This window comes from Chelativorans sp. YIM 93263, assembly GCF_028767125.1.
GTDB lineage: Bacteria > Pseudomonadota > Alphaproteobacteria > Rhizobiales > Rhizobiaceae > Chelativorans.
The window spans coordinates 26,498-40,629 of record NZ_JAKCWP010000006.1; the positions used below are offsets into that span (position 1 = coordinate 26,498).

At 62.0% G+C, this 14,132-nt stretch carries 13 protein-coding genes and 1 pseudogene; 11 read left to right on the forward strand and 3 right to left on the reverse strand.

All coding sequences use genetic code 11. The annotated features are described in order from the left end of the window. Positions 1-128: 128 nt before the first annotated feature. Entirely contained in the window at positions 129-836 is a 708-nt protein-coding gene (locus LY631_RS13255; RefSeq protein WP_274425935.1) for a GntR family transcriptional regulator, read from the reverse strand. Positions 837-1,002: 166 nt separating this feature from the next. Here LY631_RS13255 and LY631_RS13260 point away from each other — a divergent pair, with 166 nt between their 5' ends. The 7 genes from LY631_RS13260 to LY631_RS13290 all read left to right on the forward strand — a co-directional run bounded on the left by LY631_RS13260 (position 1,003) and on the right by LY631_RS13290 (position 9,213). Beyond that, a complete protein-coding gene (locus tag LY631_RS13260; RefSeq protein ID WP_274425936.1) occupies positions 1,003-1,983 on the forward strand; it encodes a sialic acid TRAP transporter substrate-binding protein SiaP in 981 nt (326 codons plus the stop codon). 66 nt (positions 1,984-2,049) lie between these two features. After that, positions 2,050-2,607: a TRAP transporter small permease gene (locus tag LY631_RS13265; RefSeq protein WP_274425938.1), complete on the forward strand. Its 558-nt coding sequence runs from the start codon at positions 2,050-2,052 to the stop codon at positions 2,605-2,607. Positions 2,608-2,611: 4 nt separating this feature from the next. After that, complete coding sequence (locus tag LY631_RS13270) at positions 2,612-3,892, forward strand: TRAP transporter large permease (protein WP_274425940.1); 1,281 nt, start codon at positions 2,612-2,614, stop codon at positions 3,890-3,892. Between the two features lie 45 nt (positions 3,893-3,937). Then, positions 3,938-5,470: a UxaA family hydrolase gene (locus LY631_RS13275; protein ID WP_274425941.1), complete on the forward strand. Its 1,533-nt coding sequence runs from the start codon at positions 3,938-3,940 to the stop codon at positions 5,468-5,470. A gap of 216 nt (positions 5,471-5,686) precedes the next feature. Next, complete coding sequence (recQ, locus tag LY631_RS13280) at positions 5,687-7,489, forward strand: DNA helicase RecQ (RefSeq protein ID WP_274425942.1); 1,803 nt, start codon at positions 5,687-5,689, stop codon at positions 7,487-7,489. 484 nt (positions 7,490-7,973) lie between these two features. Continuing rightward, positions 7,974-8,885, forward strand: coding sequence for a LysR substrate-binding domain-containing protein (locus tag LY631_RS13285; RefSeq protein ID WP_274425943.1), 912 nt, complete (start codon positions 7,974-7,976; stop codon positions 8,883-8,885). Positions 8,886-8,991: 106 nt separating this feature from the next. Further along, the gene (locus LY631_RS13290) at positions 8,992-9,213 is read left to right on the forward strand and encodes a hypothetical protein (RefSeq protein WP_274425944.1); all 222 of its coding nucleotides are present in this window, start codon (positions 8,992-8,994) and stop codon (positions 9,211-9,213) included. A gap of 2 nt (positions 9,214-9,215) precedes the next feature. Here LY631_RS13290 and LY631_RS13295 read toward each other — a convergent pair whose 3' ends face one another. Continuing rightward, positions 9,216-10,013, reverse strand: coding sequence for an IclR family transcriptional regulator domain-containing protein (locus LY631_RS13295; RefSeq protein ID WP_274425946.1), 798 nt, complete (start codon positions 10,011-10,013; stop codon positions 9,216-9,218). Positions 10,014-10,071: 58 nt separating this feature from the next. On the opposite strand from LY631_RS13295, the gene LY631_RS13300 reads away from it, so the two are divergent. The 3 genes and pseudogenes from LY631_RS13300 to pcaF all read left to right on the forward strand — a co-directional run bounded on the left by LY631_RS13300 (position 10,072) and on the right by pcaF (position 12,921). Further along, the gene (locus tag LY631_RS13300) at positions 10,072-10,929 is read left to right on the forward strand and encodes a CoA transferase subunit A (protein ID WP_274425948.1); all 858 of its coding nucleotides are present in this window, start codon (positions 10,072-10,074) and stop codon (positions 10,927-10,929) included. After that, positions 10,926-11,697, forward strand: a pseudogene (locus LY631_RS13305) (CoA-transferase subunit beta). Before LY631_RS13300 ends, LY631_RS13305 begins: the two are co-directional and overlap by 4 nt. Positions 11,698-11,715: 18 nt before the next feature. Next, positions 11,716-12,921 (forward strand): 3-oxoadipyl-CoA thiolase, encoded by a 1,206-nt coding sequence (gene pcaF / locus LY631_RS13310; protein WP_274425949.1) that lies wholly within the window; start codon positions 11,716-11,718, stop codon positions 12,919-12,921. 22 nt (positions 12,922-12,943) lie between these two features. On the opposite strand, the gene LY631_RS13315 is transcribed toward pcaF, so the two are convergent. Beyond that, the gene (locus tag LY631_RS13315) at positions 12,944-13,183 is read right to left on the reverse strand and encodes a hypothetical protein (RefSeq protein WP_274425950.1); all 240 of its coding nucleotides are present in this window, start codon (positions 13,181-13,183) and stop codon (positions 12,944-12,946) included. 124 nt (positions 13,184-13,307) lie between these two features. Here LY631_RS13315 and LY631_RS13320 point away from each other — a divergent pair, with 124 nt between their 5' ends. After that, the gene (locus LY631_RS13320; RefSeq protein WP_274425951.1) at positions 13,308-14,045 is read left to right on the forward strand and encodes a LuxR family transcriptional regulator; all 738 of its coding nucleotides are present in this window, start codon (positions 13,308-13,310) and stop codon (positions 14,043-14,045) included. Positions 14,046-14,132 lie beyond the last annotated feature (87 nt).

Below are 14,132 nucleotides of genomic sequence, written 5' to 3' on the forward strand. Positions count from 1 at the left end.
CTGGCTAATCGCCAAGGTTTGGCGATTGCCTTTAAGCGCCTCCTCTCGTCACACCAGGGCTAGACCCTTCGTGCCGGGGCGGTTACGGAGCGCGGCAGCGCTTTCGGTAATGCACCTCACGCTGTGCCTCACCGCTTTGCGATATCGGCGAACACGTCCGGATGGATTTCCGCGAAGCTGTGCAACTCTGCGAGAACAGCGTCTATATGCGCTGCGATTGCCGCGCGCGCCCGTTCCGGCTCGCCCGCCTCCAATGCATCGATGATCACGACATGCTCTTCATAGGTGACCGCGTGACGCCGGGGCGAGCTTAAGAGCCGCCGCGCCCGGTCGAGCGACAGCCGCACACTTTCACAAATGGCGCGCAGGCGCGGATAGGAAAGCGCGCTGACCATCAGGTCGTGCATCGCCAGATCGAGTTCGTGAAAACCCTCGCGGTCACCCGCATCCATAGCCGCCTTCTGATAACGCAGATTGCGCCGCAATTCCGCGATCAGCGCCGGGTCAGAACGCCGCGCCAGAACATCCGCGACCTCCGCCTCCAGCGCGCGGCGCATGAACAGATTCTCCTGCGCATCCGCAAGCCGGATGAGCGACACACTGGAGCCGCTTTGCGGACGGATATCCACAAGCCCTTCGCTCTTCAGCCGGTTGAGCGCCTCCGAAATCGGAAAGCGCGAAACGCCGAAGCGCGCCGTCAATTCCGCCTTGTCCAGCGGTGCGCCCGGCCGCAACTCAAGATGCACGATGGCCTGGCGCAAGGCATTGGCTATGTGTTCGGTCGCCCCGGTTCTCCTGCCCGGCCTGGCGGGGGAAATATCAATGCTTGATGTCATGCTAACATGTTAGTAGAGTTTCATCGGCTTGAAAATCGCGAAGCTGCTAAGCCGTTCCATTAAAGTGGATCGGCGCTGGAGGATGGGAGGCCCTCCAGACGGTATCTGAACCGGATTGCGGCGCTTTCGCGCAAATGGCCGCCTTTTGAACGGGAGGAACCTTCAAATGAAGAAAACGATCACGTACTCGCTCACCGCTGCCGCCTTCGCCGGTGTGTCGCTTCTGGCATTGCCGGCCAGTGCCCAAACCGTGTTGAAATGGGCGCATGTCTATGAAGACAGTGAGCCCTACCACACCTGCGCCGTGGAAGCATCGGACAAGCTCATGGAGGCGACGGACGAGCGCTACTCCATCGAGGTGTTCCCCGCATCTTCGCTCGGCAAGGAAGTCGATATCAATGAGGGGCTGGGTCTCGGCACGGTGGACATCATCTACACCGGCCAGCTTTTCGCCGGCCGCTCTTATGGTCCGGTCGCCATCGGCGGCGCGCCCTACATGTTCCGCGACTACGAACATTGGGACAAGTTCCGCAACTCGGATCTCTTCGAGGAACTGGCTGGCGGATACGAAGAGGCTTCCGGCAATCACATCACCTCGCTCACCTACTACGGCGAACGTCACGTGACCTCCAACAAGGAGATCAACACGCCGGAGGACATGCAAGGGCTGAAGATCCGCGTGCCGAATGCGCCGCTCTACATGATGTTCCCCAAAGCAGTGAACGCCAATCCCACGCCCATCGCCTTTGCGGAGGTCTATCTTGCCCTGCAGCAAGGCACCGTCGATGCGCAGGAAAACCCGCTGCCGACAATCGAGGCCAAGAAGTTCTACGAAGTGCAGGACCAGATTACGCTGACCGGCCACATTACCGACGCGCTGCTGACCATCGTCGGCGGGCCGGTCTGGAATTCGCTGAGCGATGAAGACAAGGACGCCTTCGAGAGCGTACTCGACGAGACGGCGGAGTGCGCCACCCAACAGGTGATCGAGGCGGAAGAAGAACTGGTTCAATGGTTCCGCGATCAGGACGTGACCGTCAACGAGGTCGATCGCACGCCCTTCCGTGAAGTGACCATGAAGCTGCACAACGGCGAAGACGCCACCTGGGATCAGGACGTCTACGACCGGCTTCAGGCGATCGAATAACCGACCTCCGTCCGGCTTGCCGCGCCGTTCTCTCTCCGGCGGCGCGGCTTTTTCCCGAGGACTCCGATGCCCGAACATGAGCATCGCGGCACAGAGCTGCCGCTTTCCCCCGTCACGGAAGAAGAAGACCTCTCCGACATTCAGATCGATGATTATCTGGTGCTCGGCGTGTTCTGGGTGCTGGCCTTCGTCGTCTTCCTGCAGTTCTTCACGCGCTACGTACTGAACGATTCGCTCGGATGGACGGAGGAGATCGCGCGCTTTCTCCTGATCGGCGTCACCTTCCTCGGGACTGTCATGGTGGTGCGCAAGGAAAGCCACATCGCCGTGGAGGTTTTCTATCGCTACCTGCCGCGCCCGCTCCGCTTCGCGCTGCAGATATTCGTCGACGGCGTCGCCATCGCCTTCTACGGGGTGACGGCCTGGCTATGCTCGCAGATGGCGCAACGAACACAGCAGATGATGGTATCCATCGATCTGCCGAAGTCTATTGTCTACTGGATCGTCGCGGCTTGCTTCGTCGCCATGACCGTTTACGCGATAAGCGTTCTTTTCAAACATCTGAGGACCGGCACGAGCCGGCTCATAGACCCCGAGTCTCTCAGTCAACCCGGCTCGGTGTGATCCCATGCTGCTAACGCTGCTTTTCATCCTTCTCTTCGCCATGATCATCATGGGCATCCCGGTGGGCATCGCGCTTGCCGGCGCCTCGGCGATTTTCATTTTCCTGGACGGGCGCATTCCAGACGTCGTCGTCATTCACCGCATGGTGAACGGCGTCGATTCCTTCCCGCTCCTGGCCGTTCCCTTCTTCATCCTCGCCGGCAACCTGATGAACACGTCCGGAATCACCGAGCGAATTTTCGACTTTGCCAAGGCCATCGTCGGCTGGATGCGCGGCGGGCTCGGTCACGTGAACATCGGCGCCTCGGTTATCTTCGCCGGTATGTCCGGTGCGGCCGTGGCCGATGCAGGCGGCCTGGGCGCTGTGGAAATCAAGGCGATGCGCGACGCGAAATACGATCCGGGCTTCTCCGTCGGCGTGACCGCGGCTTCCTCGACCATTGGCCCGATCATCCCGCCCTCGCTGCCCATGGTGATCTACGGCGTCATTGCCGGCGCCTCGATCGGCCAGCTTTTCGCCGCCGGCCTCATCCCCGGCGTTCTGATGGCCGTTTCGCTGATGGCGCTCGTGACCTGGTACGCCTATAAGCGGGGCTACCCGCGCGACCAGTCGTTCAAGTTCTCGATCCTCTGGATAACCTTCCGCCGTGCCTTCCTGTCGCTCTTGACCCCGGTCATCATCGTCGGCGGCATCCTCACCGGCATCTTCACGCCAACGGAAGCAGCTATTGCTGCCTGCGCCTGGGCGCTGTTCCTTGGCCTCTTCGTCTACCGTTCGCTCTCGCTGAAGCGCTTTTTGCGCGTCTCCTTCGACACGATCGAGACGACGGCCTCGGTGCTCTTCATCGTCGCCGCGGCATCCATCTTCGCCTGGATCCTGACATCGAACCGCGTGCCGGAGCACTTCGCCTCGCTCATTCTGACGGTGTCCGAGAACCCGATCATCGTCCTCCTGTTGATCAACCTTATCCTGCTCATCGTCGGCTGCTTCATGGAGACGGTGGCTGCGATCACGATCCTGGTGCCGGTGCTTCTGCCCATCGCCATGCAGATGGGCGTCGATCCGGTGCATTTCGGCGTTATCATGGTGCTCAACCTGATGATCGGCCTTTTGACCCCGCCGGTGGGCATGGTGCTTTACGTGCTCTCACGCGTCTCGAAAGTGCCGTTCGAGCGTTGTATGGCAGCAACGATGCCGTTCCTCGTACCGCTCGTGCTCGTCCTGCTCTTGGTCACCTTCGTCCCGGCGATGACCATGTGGCTGCCAACGCTTATTTACCGCTAAAGACCCCTAACCAGAGGCGGCCGGCAGGCTGCCGGAGATTTTTCCATGACTGAAATCAACGGGCAACCGCCGATCCTGCGCCTCAGCCAGGACGACAACACCGCCGTCGCCGTACGCGCGATTTCCGACGGCGCGCTGCTTGCCGAGCGCATTACGGCATCAAGCCGCATTCCCTTCGGTCACAAGGTTGCGCTGGAGCCGATCGCGCCGGGCGAACCGGTGCGCAAGTTTGGTCAGATCATCGGTTTCGCAAGCAGGGCGATCAAACCCGGCGAATGGGTGCACGAGCATAATCTGGCCATGGGCGATTTCGAGCGCGACTATCGCTTCTGCGAAGACGCCCGCGCGGTCAATATTCTGCCCGTCGAGGAACAGGCGACCTTTCAGGGCTACCGTCGTGCGAATGGTCGGATCGGCACCCGCAATTACATCGGCATTCTGACCAGCGTGAACTGCTCGGCGTCCGTCGCCCGCTTCATCGCCGAGGCAGCAAATCGCTCAGGGATGCTTGACGAATATCGGAATATCGACGGCGTGGTTTCCTTCACCCACGGAACGGGCTGCGGCATGGCCGGCTCCGGCGAGGGCTTCGATCTTTTGAAACGCACGCAATGGGGCTATGCCGCGCATCCCAATCTCGGCGGCGTGCTGATGGTGGGGCTCGGCTGCGAGGTCTTCCAGATTGCCCGGCTGAAGGAGCTTTACGGGGTTGAGGAGAGCGAAACCTTCCGCACGATGACGATCCAGGAGACAGGGGGCACGCGCCGCGCCATCGAGGCGGGATTGGACCGCCTGCGCGAAATGCTGCCGGCGGTCAGTGCACACAAGCGCGAAACCGTGCCCGCCTCCGAAATCACGCTCGCGCTGCAATGCGGCGGCTCGGACGGCTATTCCGGCATCACCGCCAACCCGGCGCTCGGTGTGGCCGCCGACATGCTGGTGAAAAACGGCGGCACGGCGGTGCTCGCCGAAACACCGGAGATCTACGGCGCCGAGCACCTTCTGACCGCCCGTGCCATCAGCCGCGAGGCGGGTGAAAAGCTCGTCGAGCGTATCCGCTGGTGGGAGGATTACACCGCCCGCAACAAGGGCGAGATGAACAACAATCCCTCGCCCGGAAACAAGCAGGGCGGCCTGACCACCATTCTGGAAAAATCCCTCGGCGCGGCCGCCAAGGGCGGGTCGACCCCGCTTACCGCCGTCTATGAGTATGCCGAGCTGATCCGGGAAAAGGGCTTCGTCTTCATGGACACGCCGGGCTACGATCCGGTCTCCGTGACGGGACAGGTGGCCGGCGGCTGCAATGTGGTCTGCTTCACCACCGGACGCGGCTCGGCCTATGGCTGCAAGCCCTCCCCCTCCATCAAACTCGCCACCAATTCCGCCATGTATGAGCGCATGAGCGAGGACATGGACATCAACTGCGGGGACGTCCTGGAAGGCGCAAGCCTGACGGATAAGGGTCGGCATATCTTCGAGGAAGTGCTTGCCGTGGCTTCCGGCAAGCGCACGAAATCCGAAGAGCTCGGCTACGGCGACAACGAGTTCGTGCCCTGGCAGATCGGTGCGGTGATGTAACTCCCGCGGTCTCTTCGCATCCAAAGCGGGCCGGAAATGCCGCCCGTCACCGTCCTGGATAAACCCTATAAGGCGACGGTGGTCGTGCCGTGATGGCATGTCGTGAAGGCGCGAAACTCCCGATGAAGATGTACGGGATTGCAACGTCGGGGCCCTGGCGCGCAGCGGCCAAGCTGGTATGAGGGAGCGTCATTCTGATTCTTCCACAGGCCGCCCGTGACCGCCGATCCCGCGCATATCCTGAAAACCGTCTACGGCTACAATGCCTTTCGCGGACGTCAGGCGGAAGTCGTCCATCATGTGATGGCCGGCAACAACGCGTTTGTCCTGATGCCGACGGGCGGCGGCAAGTCGCTGTGCTACCAGATCCCTGCGCTGGCCCGACCCGGCATGGGTCTCGTCGTCTCGCCGCTGATCGCGCTGATGGCCGATCAGGTGGCGGCTTTGCGTCAGGCGGGGGTCAAGGCTGCCGCGCTCAATTCGGATTTGCCAGCCGACGAGCGCCGCGCGCTGTGGCAAGACATCTTCAACGGCGCGCTCGACCTCCTCTACGTCGCGCCGGAGACGCTGCTCAGATCCGGCGTCATGGAGCGGCTCGGCCAAGCCCCGCTGTCGCTGATCGCCGTCGACGAGGCGCATTGCCTATCTCAATGGGGTCACGATTTCCGCCCCTCCTACCGCCAGCTCGATGCGCTTGCCGCGCAGTTTCCCGACACACCGCGCATGGCGCTGACGGCCACCGCCGACGCGCCGACGCGCGCGGAGATCCTGACGCATCTCGAGATCGCCGAAAGCGATGCCTTCATCGCCGGCTTCGACCGCCCCAACATCCGCTACGCTATCGAGGAGAAGGAGAATCCGCGCCGGCAATTGAAGCGTTTTCTGGAAAGCCATGAGGGCGAAAGTGGCATCGTCTACTGCCTGTCGAAGCGCAGGACGGAGGAGACAGCCGCCTGGCTGTGCGAGCAAGGCTACAACGCGCTCCCCTATCACGGCGGTATGGACAAGGCGGATCGCGAGACAAACCAGACGCGCTTCCAGCGCGAGGAGGCCGTGGTCATGGTCGCCACCATTGCCTTCGGCATGGGCATCGACAAGCCAGATGTCCGTTTCGTGGCCCATATCGATCTGCCCGGCAGCATCGAGGCCTATTATCAGGAGACCGGCCGCGCCGGGCGCGACGGCCTGCCTTCGGAGGCCCTGATGCTCTATGGCTATGAGGACATCGCGTTGCGCAGCCGCTTCATCGAAGAATCGGACGCGCCCGAGCAGCGCAAGCGCACGGAGCGGCAAAAGCTCGATTCACTCCTCGGGCTCTCCGAGACGGCGGGCTGCCGCCGGCAGGCGCTGCTGGCCTATTTTGGCGATCATTGCGAGCCTTGCGGCAATTGCGATACTTGTGCCGAGCCGCCGCAGCTTTTCGACGGGACAATCGCCGCGCAAAAGGCGCTGTCGTGCATTTACAGGACCGGCGAGCGCTTCGGCCAGGCCTATATCGTCAATGTCCTTCTGGGCGCCACGGACGAGCGCATTTCCCGCTTCGGTCACGACCGAATCTCCACCTATGGTATCGGCAAGGAACACGACAATCGCACCTGGCGGGCAATCCTGCGCCAGTTGATTGCCCAGCGCCTGGTCGATGTCGATCTGGCCGGCCATGGCGGGCTGTCGATATCGGAGGCCGGCCGCCAATTCCTGCGCGAAAAGCCGACGCTCATGCTGCGCGTACCGCGAGCGCCCCGCGCCGCGCATGGAAAGGTGTCTCCCAAACAGGCCGCAACCGTCCTGCCCGAAGCTGATCGGGCGCTGTTCGAGGCATTGCGCGAGAAGCGCCTGGAGATCGCCCGAACGCAGAACCTGCCGCCCTACGTTATCTTCCACGACAAAACGCTGATCGAGCTGGCTGCCGCCCGCCCCGCGTCACGCACGCAGATGACACGCGTTCCAGGCGTCGGAGAAAGCAAGCTGGAGCGCTACGGCCCCGCCTTTCTGGCGGTGATCGCCGAGCACTCGGGGTAGAACAGGACGGCAAACGACCTCGCTCGCGTGAACGGCACGGCGGCACTTGCAGAGCCGGCCTCGAACGTCGCGCGGGCGCCTTCCGAGCCCCTACAGAAGGTCAAGAATTCACCCTCGCCTTCCGCCAACCCAATTCATCTTGCTCAGCAGCGGTAGATGCATTCCTTTGGTGGGTTACTCGGGGTCTACGAAGTTGCGCGCTCGCGAGCGGGCGCGCCCGTCGAGGATTCCGATATCACGCTTGAGGTAATCGGAAAGGGTGCGCGGATCGAGCCGGGGCGCCTTCCGCGTGAATCGAATCGCGAGAAGGCGTGCAACAGCGCGCAAGAGCCAAGCTGCTGGGTTCGAGGCACGCAATGTCCTGTGCAGCGCAAACATGGTCAGCTGCCTTCGGTTCACTTGTGTTGATGTTTCTAATTTCAATTTGCTACCTGAATGGGCTAATTGCCAATTGAATGTCGATCGGCATGCATAAGGAGAACTTATGTCGGAGCTTCCACCTCTATCCGCGGTCCGCGTGTTCGAGGCTGCCGCGCGCCATCTGAGCTTCACCAAGGCGGCGGCCGAGCTCGGCATGACCCAGGCGGCCGTGAGCTACCAGGTAAAGGTGCTGGAAGACCGGTTGGGCGCTCCGCTGTTCCTGCGGCGCCCGCGGCAGGTGATTCTCACGGAAGTCGGCCAACGCCTCGCGCCGCCGGTCACGGAGGCTTTCGAGACGATCCGGGAGGCCTTCGCCACCGCGCGAACCGGTGCACAAGGCGTGCTCTCGATCACGACCGTCGCCACCTTCGCCACGGATTGGCTTGCGCAGCGCCTGGGTTCCTTTCAGGTCGAGCATCCCTCGCTCGCAGTACGCCTCGATCTTTCGCCGCGCCTCGTCGATTTCGCTCGCGAAGAAATGGACGTTGCGATCCGCGGTGGAAACGGCCAGTGGCCCGGCGTTCAGGCGCACATGCTGATGCGAATCAATTTCACACCGATGCTGTCGCCTGAACTTGCCGCCAGCATTGGTGGCGTGAAAGAACCGGCGGATTTGTTGAAGCTGCCGATTATCGGCAAGGACGATCCCTGGTGGGGGCAATGGCTGACGGAGGCCGGTGTCTCACCGGACGGGCTGAGAGATCAGCCTTATAACAGCATGGGCTCACAGACGTTGGAAGGGCGCGCGGCGATCGCCGGCAGGGGAGTCGCTATTCTGACCCCGGCTTTTTACAAATCGGAGCTTGAAACGGGCCGCCTCATCCAGCCCTTCGATCTCGTCTGCACCGACGGAAAGGCATACTGGCTCGCCTATCCAGAGGCCCGGCGCAATGCGCCCAAGATCGCCGCATTTCGCAAATGGCTGCTGGAGGAGATCGGCAAGGACGTACCCGCCATTGATTTAAATTCGCCTTAGCAGGCCAACACTTTCATCAACATGTCGCCAAAACTTCATCGGGCCGCCTTCAATCTGACAGGATCACCATCCAAATAGCGGGCCTGCGTGAAAACGGAGGCATGTGATGGACGTGGAAGATCGGATTGAAGCGGAAATCGATGCGCTCCTGGCGCATGACGACACGGAATCCGTAATCGACGCCCTCATGTCGATGCCGCGCTCGGACAGCGATCCAGACGACACGTGGAAAAAGGCTCTGCATGCGCGCCTGCAGGAAAGGCTTGCCCGCCGAATGCGGAAAGTGCTCGAAGATCAGCCGGACAAGAAAACGAGGAGCGCGGCATGAGCCTAGTTCAGAACGAGAAAGTCCTCGAGCTTGGCAGCCGCCTGCCGCAGCGCGGGCAACATGAGGCTGCGCATCTTGGAAGCCGAAACCCGCGCCGACTGGGTGGGAACGTTGATCGCCGCGACGATCCGCCCACCCCGCGCGTGCACGGGAACGGCAATCGAACGCAAGCCGAGCTCCAGTTCCTCGTCGACGATGGCGTAACCTGCCCGCCGAACCTCAGCGATGCTGGCCGCCAGCGCCTGCCTGTCCGTAACGGTCTTGGGTGTGTTGGCGCGAATCGGCGCCTGGTCCAGAAAACGGGTGAGCTCGGCATCATCCAAGTCTGACAGAAGCACCCGCCCCATCGATGTGCAATAGGCCGGCAGGCGCGTGCCGACCGAAAGCGATACGGACATAATCCGCCGGCCGGCCACCCGCGCGACATACACCACATCCTGCCCGTCCAGAATGGCGGCCGAGCAGGATTCTCCCAGCGTTTGCGAAACCTCGCGCAGGATGGGCTCCGCATGCGCCCAGAGCGACGAACCGCCGAGCCACGCCCGATTGAGCGACAGGAGCTTCGCGGATAGGAGAAACGTGCGCCCCTCCTGCCGGGCATAACCTTCCGCGACGAGCGTCAGAAGCAGGCGCCGCGCACCGGCGCGGGTCAGCCCGGCCTCTTCCGCCACTTCCGTCAGGCGAAGACCGGAGGGCGCCCGGGCCAGAATCTCCACCACGCCCAGCCCCTTGGCCAGCGATCCGACCAGATCGCGCGGACCGGCCCCCTCGCCCTGCATTGACTCGCTCTCGCTGCTCATCTATTCCTGTATCGCATATAAAACATATGTTCGCAATACGAACATTCGGAGGGCGATTATGGCGCGCTTCATGCCGCTGGAACAGGCGGTGCGGGAAAACCTGAAAGACGGCGATACGGCGGCATTCGAGGGTTTCACGCATCTGATCCCTACTGCCGCCGCCCACGAGGCAATCCGGCAGGATCTCAAGGATTTAACGCTCATCCGCATGACGCCGGATGTGGTTTACGATCAGATGATCGGAATGGGGCTGGCGAAGAAGCTCGTCTTCTCCTACGCGGGCAATCCCGGTGTCGGTCTGCTGCGCCGCCTGCGCGATGCCGTGGAAAACGAGTGGCCGCACGCGATTGAAGTTGAGGAGCATTCCCACGCGGCCATGGCCAATGCTTACGAGGCAGGCGCGGCTGGCCTGCCCTGCGCCATCTTCCGCGGCTATCGCGGCGCCGGCCTGCCGGAAGTCAATCCAAACATCAAAGCGATCACCTGCCCCTTTACCGGCGAGGAATTGGCCGCGGTCCTGGCCGTCCGCCCGGATGTCACCTTCATCCACGCGCAGAAGGCGGACAAGAAGGGCAATGTGCTGATCGAAGGCATTGTGGGCATCCAGAAGGAGGCGGTGCTGGCGGCAAAACGCGCGGTCGTGACCGTGGAAGAAATTGTCGACGACTTCTCCGACATCCATCCCAATCTTTGCGTGCTGCCGCATTGGACCGTGACCGCTATCGCCGAAGTGCCCGGCGGCGCCCATCCCTCCTACACGCACGGCTATTACGACCGCGACAACGCCTCCTACCTCGAATGGGAAGAGGTCTCCGCCGACCGCGACAGGTTCCAGGCGTGGATGGAGGAAAACGTGATCAACGCGAAGCCCGTGGACTTCGCCGCCCGGGTCGCAAAGCTGAAGGTGGCGAAATGAGCGACGTTACGCCCAATGAAATGATGACCATCGCGGCCTCGCGGGCGCTGACCAACGAGGATGTATGCTTCGTCGGCATCGGCGCGCCGTCCGCCGCCTGCAATGTCGCCCGCCTGACGCATGCGCCGGACATCACCCTGATCTATGAGTCCGGGACGATCGGCACCGCGCCCGACGTGCTGCCGCTGTCGATCGGTGACGGCGAACTGTGCGATACAGCGCTGACCACCGTCTCCGTGCCCGAGATGTTCCGCTATTGGCTCCAGGGGGGGGCGCGTCACCATTGGCTTCCTGGGCGCCGCCCAACTCGACAAGTACGGTAACATCAACACCACTGTGATCGGCGACTATCATAAACCGAAAGTGCGCCTGCCTGGCGGCGGTGGCGCTCCGGAGATCGCCTCGTCTTCGCATGAAGTCTATATCACCATGGCCCAGTCCAAGCGCGGCATGGTGGAGAAGATCGACTTCTTCACCTCCTTCGGCCATGGCGAAGGCGGTGACCACCGCAAGCGGCTCGGCATCGAGACCAAGGGGCCGACGCTGCTGATCACCGACCTCGCCATCTGGCGGCCCGACCCCGAGACGAAGGAGTTCACCGTCGTCTCGATGCATCACGGCGTGACGCGGGACATGGTGCAGGAAACCTGCGGCTGGGAAGTGAAATTCGCCGACAAGCTGGAGGAAACTCCGCCGCCGTCCGAGCTCGAACTATCCACCCTGCGCGATCTCAAGGCGCGGACCGACGCCGCGCACCAACGCAAGTGACGACCACCGGAGGAAATCATGGCTGACGCCTTCATCTGCGACTATGTCCGCACGCCCATCGGCCGCTTCGGTGGCGCCCTGTCCTCCGTCCGGGCCGACGATCTGGCCGCGATCCCGCTCAAGACCCTGATGGAGCGCCATTCCGCCGTGGATTGGGCGGCCGTCGATGACGTCATCTATGGCTGCGCCAACCAGGCAGGCGAGGACAACCGAAACGTTGCCCGCATGGCGGCTCTCCTGGCCGGCCTGCCCGTCGAGGTCACCGGCGCCACGATCAATCGCCTCTGCGGCTCCGGCATGGACGCGGTGACCTCAGCCGCCCGCGCCATCAAGGCGGGTGAAGCCGATCTGATGATCGCCGGCGGCGTCGAATCCATGAGCCGCGCTCCCTTTGTGATGCCCAAGGCCGAGACGGCCTTTTCGCGCAATGCGGAGATTTATGACACCACCATCGGCTGGCGTTTCGTCAATCCGCTGATGAAGAAGCAGTACGGCATCGATTCCATGCCCGAGACGGGCGAGAACGTCGCCGAAGATTACGAGATCAGCCGCGCCGACCAGGATGCCTTCGGTGCACGCAGCCAGGAAAAGGCCGTTGCCGCGCAGGAGAATGGCCGGCTCGCCAGGGAAATCGTGTCGGTCACGATCCCGCAGCGCAAGGGCGATCCGATTGTCGTGGACAAGGACGAGCATCCCCGCCCCGGCACGAGCGTGGAAAAGCTTGCCAAGCTGCCCACCCCCTTCCGCGAGGGCGGCACGGTGACCGCGGGCAACGCCTCGGGCGTCAATGACGGCGCTGCCGCCCTCATCATCGCCTCCGAGGAAGCCGCAAAGAAGTACGGTCTGACGCCCATCGCTCGCATTCTGGGTGGTGCAACGGCCGGCGTTCCCCCGCGCGTCATGGGCATGGGCCCGGCCCCGGCCACGAAGAAGCTCTGTGCTCGGCTCGGGCTAAAACCGTCCGATTTTGACGTGATCGAGCTGAATGAAGCCTTTGCCTCGCAAGGGATTGCCGTTCTGCGCGAGCTCGGCATTCCCGAGGACGCCGCGCATGTGAACCCCAATGGCGGGGCCATCGCGCTCGGCCATCCGCTCGGCATGTCGGGTGCGCGCATCTCCGGCACGGCCGCGCTGGAGCTTAAAGAGCGTGACGCAAAACGGGCACTCGCCACCATGTGCATCGGCGTCGGCCAAGGCATCGCCATCGCGCTGGAGCGGGTCTAAAGAGGAAAGCCCCTTGCCAACCCTATTCTTCAAACTCTTCCGCAGGCGCCTGGCGCATACTGATATAGACATCGACCCAGAAGCGCGCCTCTCGCGGCGCATCGAGCCTTTCGCTCATCGTTGCGCGAAACAGAGCCTCGGCGGGTGCAAGATCTTTGTAGGCATCGATCAAAGCGTGTTTGGCTTCCTCGATCAGATCCCGCCGCTCGAGACGCTCTTTGTCAAAGTCCAGAACACCGGCGAAGTTCCACTTTTCAAACATCCAGATCCCGCCCCTACAGCGCTTTCGATGCCCGCTTCACCACGCGTGTTCTAACATATATTGATCAACTTGCATTTTTTCCTAACTGTCCCATTGTTAGGGTAAAACCTAACTCGGGGAAGTTATGAGTCTGGGCACCCAGGGGCGTGAGAATAGCGAGTTTTTGCCAGCACTTGATGCTGTCAGGGCGGCTGCGTCGGTAGAAACTGCAGTATTCGCCCTCAAGCTGGCCTATCGCATGGACCATGTTACGTTCCATGTCGCGAAGAACATGTCGGCACGGGTGGAAGAGCCCTATATCAAGACCACCTACCCTGCCGAGTGGGTGAAGCGCTATCTCGTACAAGGATACGTCGCCATCGACCCGGTGGTGCAACAGGGTTTTGCGCGCCGCCTCCCATTCCACTGGAGTGATCTGGAACTGACACCCGAGGCGCGGGAATTGTTTCTAGATGCAGAGAGGTACGATGTGGGAACGACCGGATATACGATTCCGGTCGTTGACCGCGAGGCGCGGCGGTCGATCCTGTCGGTGACTTCCTCCCGGCCCGAACTGGAATGGCGAGCGTTTATTCAGCGCCACGGGACGGAACTGGCAGAAGCGGGCCATGCAATCCATCGCAAAGCGATGTACGAGCTCTATGGGGAACTTCACCATTTCCCCCACTTGAGCCATCGCGAGATCGAATGCCTGTCCTGGACCGCACAAGGCAAGGATGCGCCAACGATTTCGATGATTCTTCATCTTTCAGAACATACCGTCCGGGCTTATCTTCGCTCTGTCCGGTACAAGCTTGACTGCTCTACATTGTCCCAGGCGGTCGCGAAGGCAATGCAACTGCGCATCATCACTCCACCCTAAAATTACCGACAAATATTCACACGTATATATGAAGGTACGCAGATGAGGCATTTCTTGCGTACCTCTAATGGGTAACAATATCTCTGC

What these genes read in the sequence shown, in the direction of transcription:
- LY631_RS13255 (WP_274425935.1), bottom strand. Translation starts at nt 836, where the DNA reads ATGACATCAAGCATTGATATTTCCCCCGCCAGGCCGGGCAGGAGAACC.
- LY631_RS13260 (WP_274425936.1), top strand. Translation starts at nt 1,003, where the DNA reads ATGAAGAAAACGATCACGTACTCGCTCACCGCTGCCGCCTTCGCCGGT.
- LY631_RS13265 (WP_274425938.1), top strand. Translation starts at nt 2,050, where the DNA reads ATGCCCGAACATGAGCATCGCGGCACAGAGCTGCCGCTTTCCCCCGTC.
- LY631_RS13270 (WP_274425940.1), top strand. Translation starts at nt 2,612, where the DNA reads ATGCTGCTAACGCTGCTTTTCATCCTTCTCTTCGCCATGATCATCATG.
- LY631_RS13275 (WP_274425941.1), top strand. Translation starts at nt 3,938, where the DNA reads ATGACTGAAATCAACGGGCAACCGCCGATCCTGCGCCTCAGCCAGGAC.
- LY631_RS13285 (WP_274425943.1), top strand. Translation starts at nt 7,974, where the DNA reads ATGTCGGAGCTTCCACCTCTATCCGCGGTCCGCGTGTTCGAGGCTGCC.
- LY631_RS13290 (WP_274425944.1), top strand. Translation starts at nt 8,992, where the DNA reads ATGGACGTGGAAGATCGGATTGAAGCGGAAATCGATGCGCTCCTGGCG.
- LY631_RS13295 (WP_274425946.1), bottom strand. Translation starts at nt 10,013, where the DNA reads ATGAGCAGCGAGAGCGAGTCAATGCAGGGCGAGGGGGCCGGTCCGCGC.
- LY631_RS13300 (WP_274425948.1), top strand. Translation starts at nt 10,072, where the DNA reads ATGGCGCGCTTCATGCCGCTGGAACAGGCGGTGCGGGAAAACCTGAAA.
- pcaF (WP_274425949.1), top strand. Translation starts at nt 11,716, where the DNA reads ATGGCTGACGCCTTCATCTGCGACTATGTCCGCACGCCCATCGGCCGC.
- LY631_RS13315 (WP_274425950.1), bottom strand. Translation starts at nt 13,183, where the DNA reads ATGTTTGAAAAGTGGAACTTCGCCGGTGTTCTGGACTTTGACAAAGAG.
- LY631_RS13320 (WP_274425951.1), top strand. Translation starts at nt 13,308, where the DNA reads ATGAGTCTGGGCACCCAGGGGCGTGAGAATAGCGAGTTTTTGCCAGCA.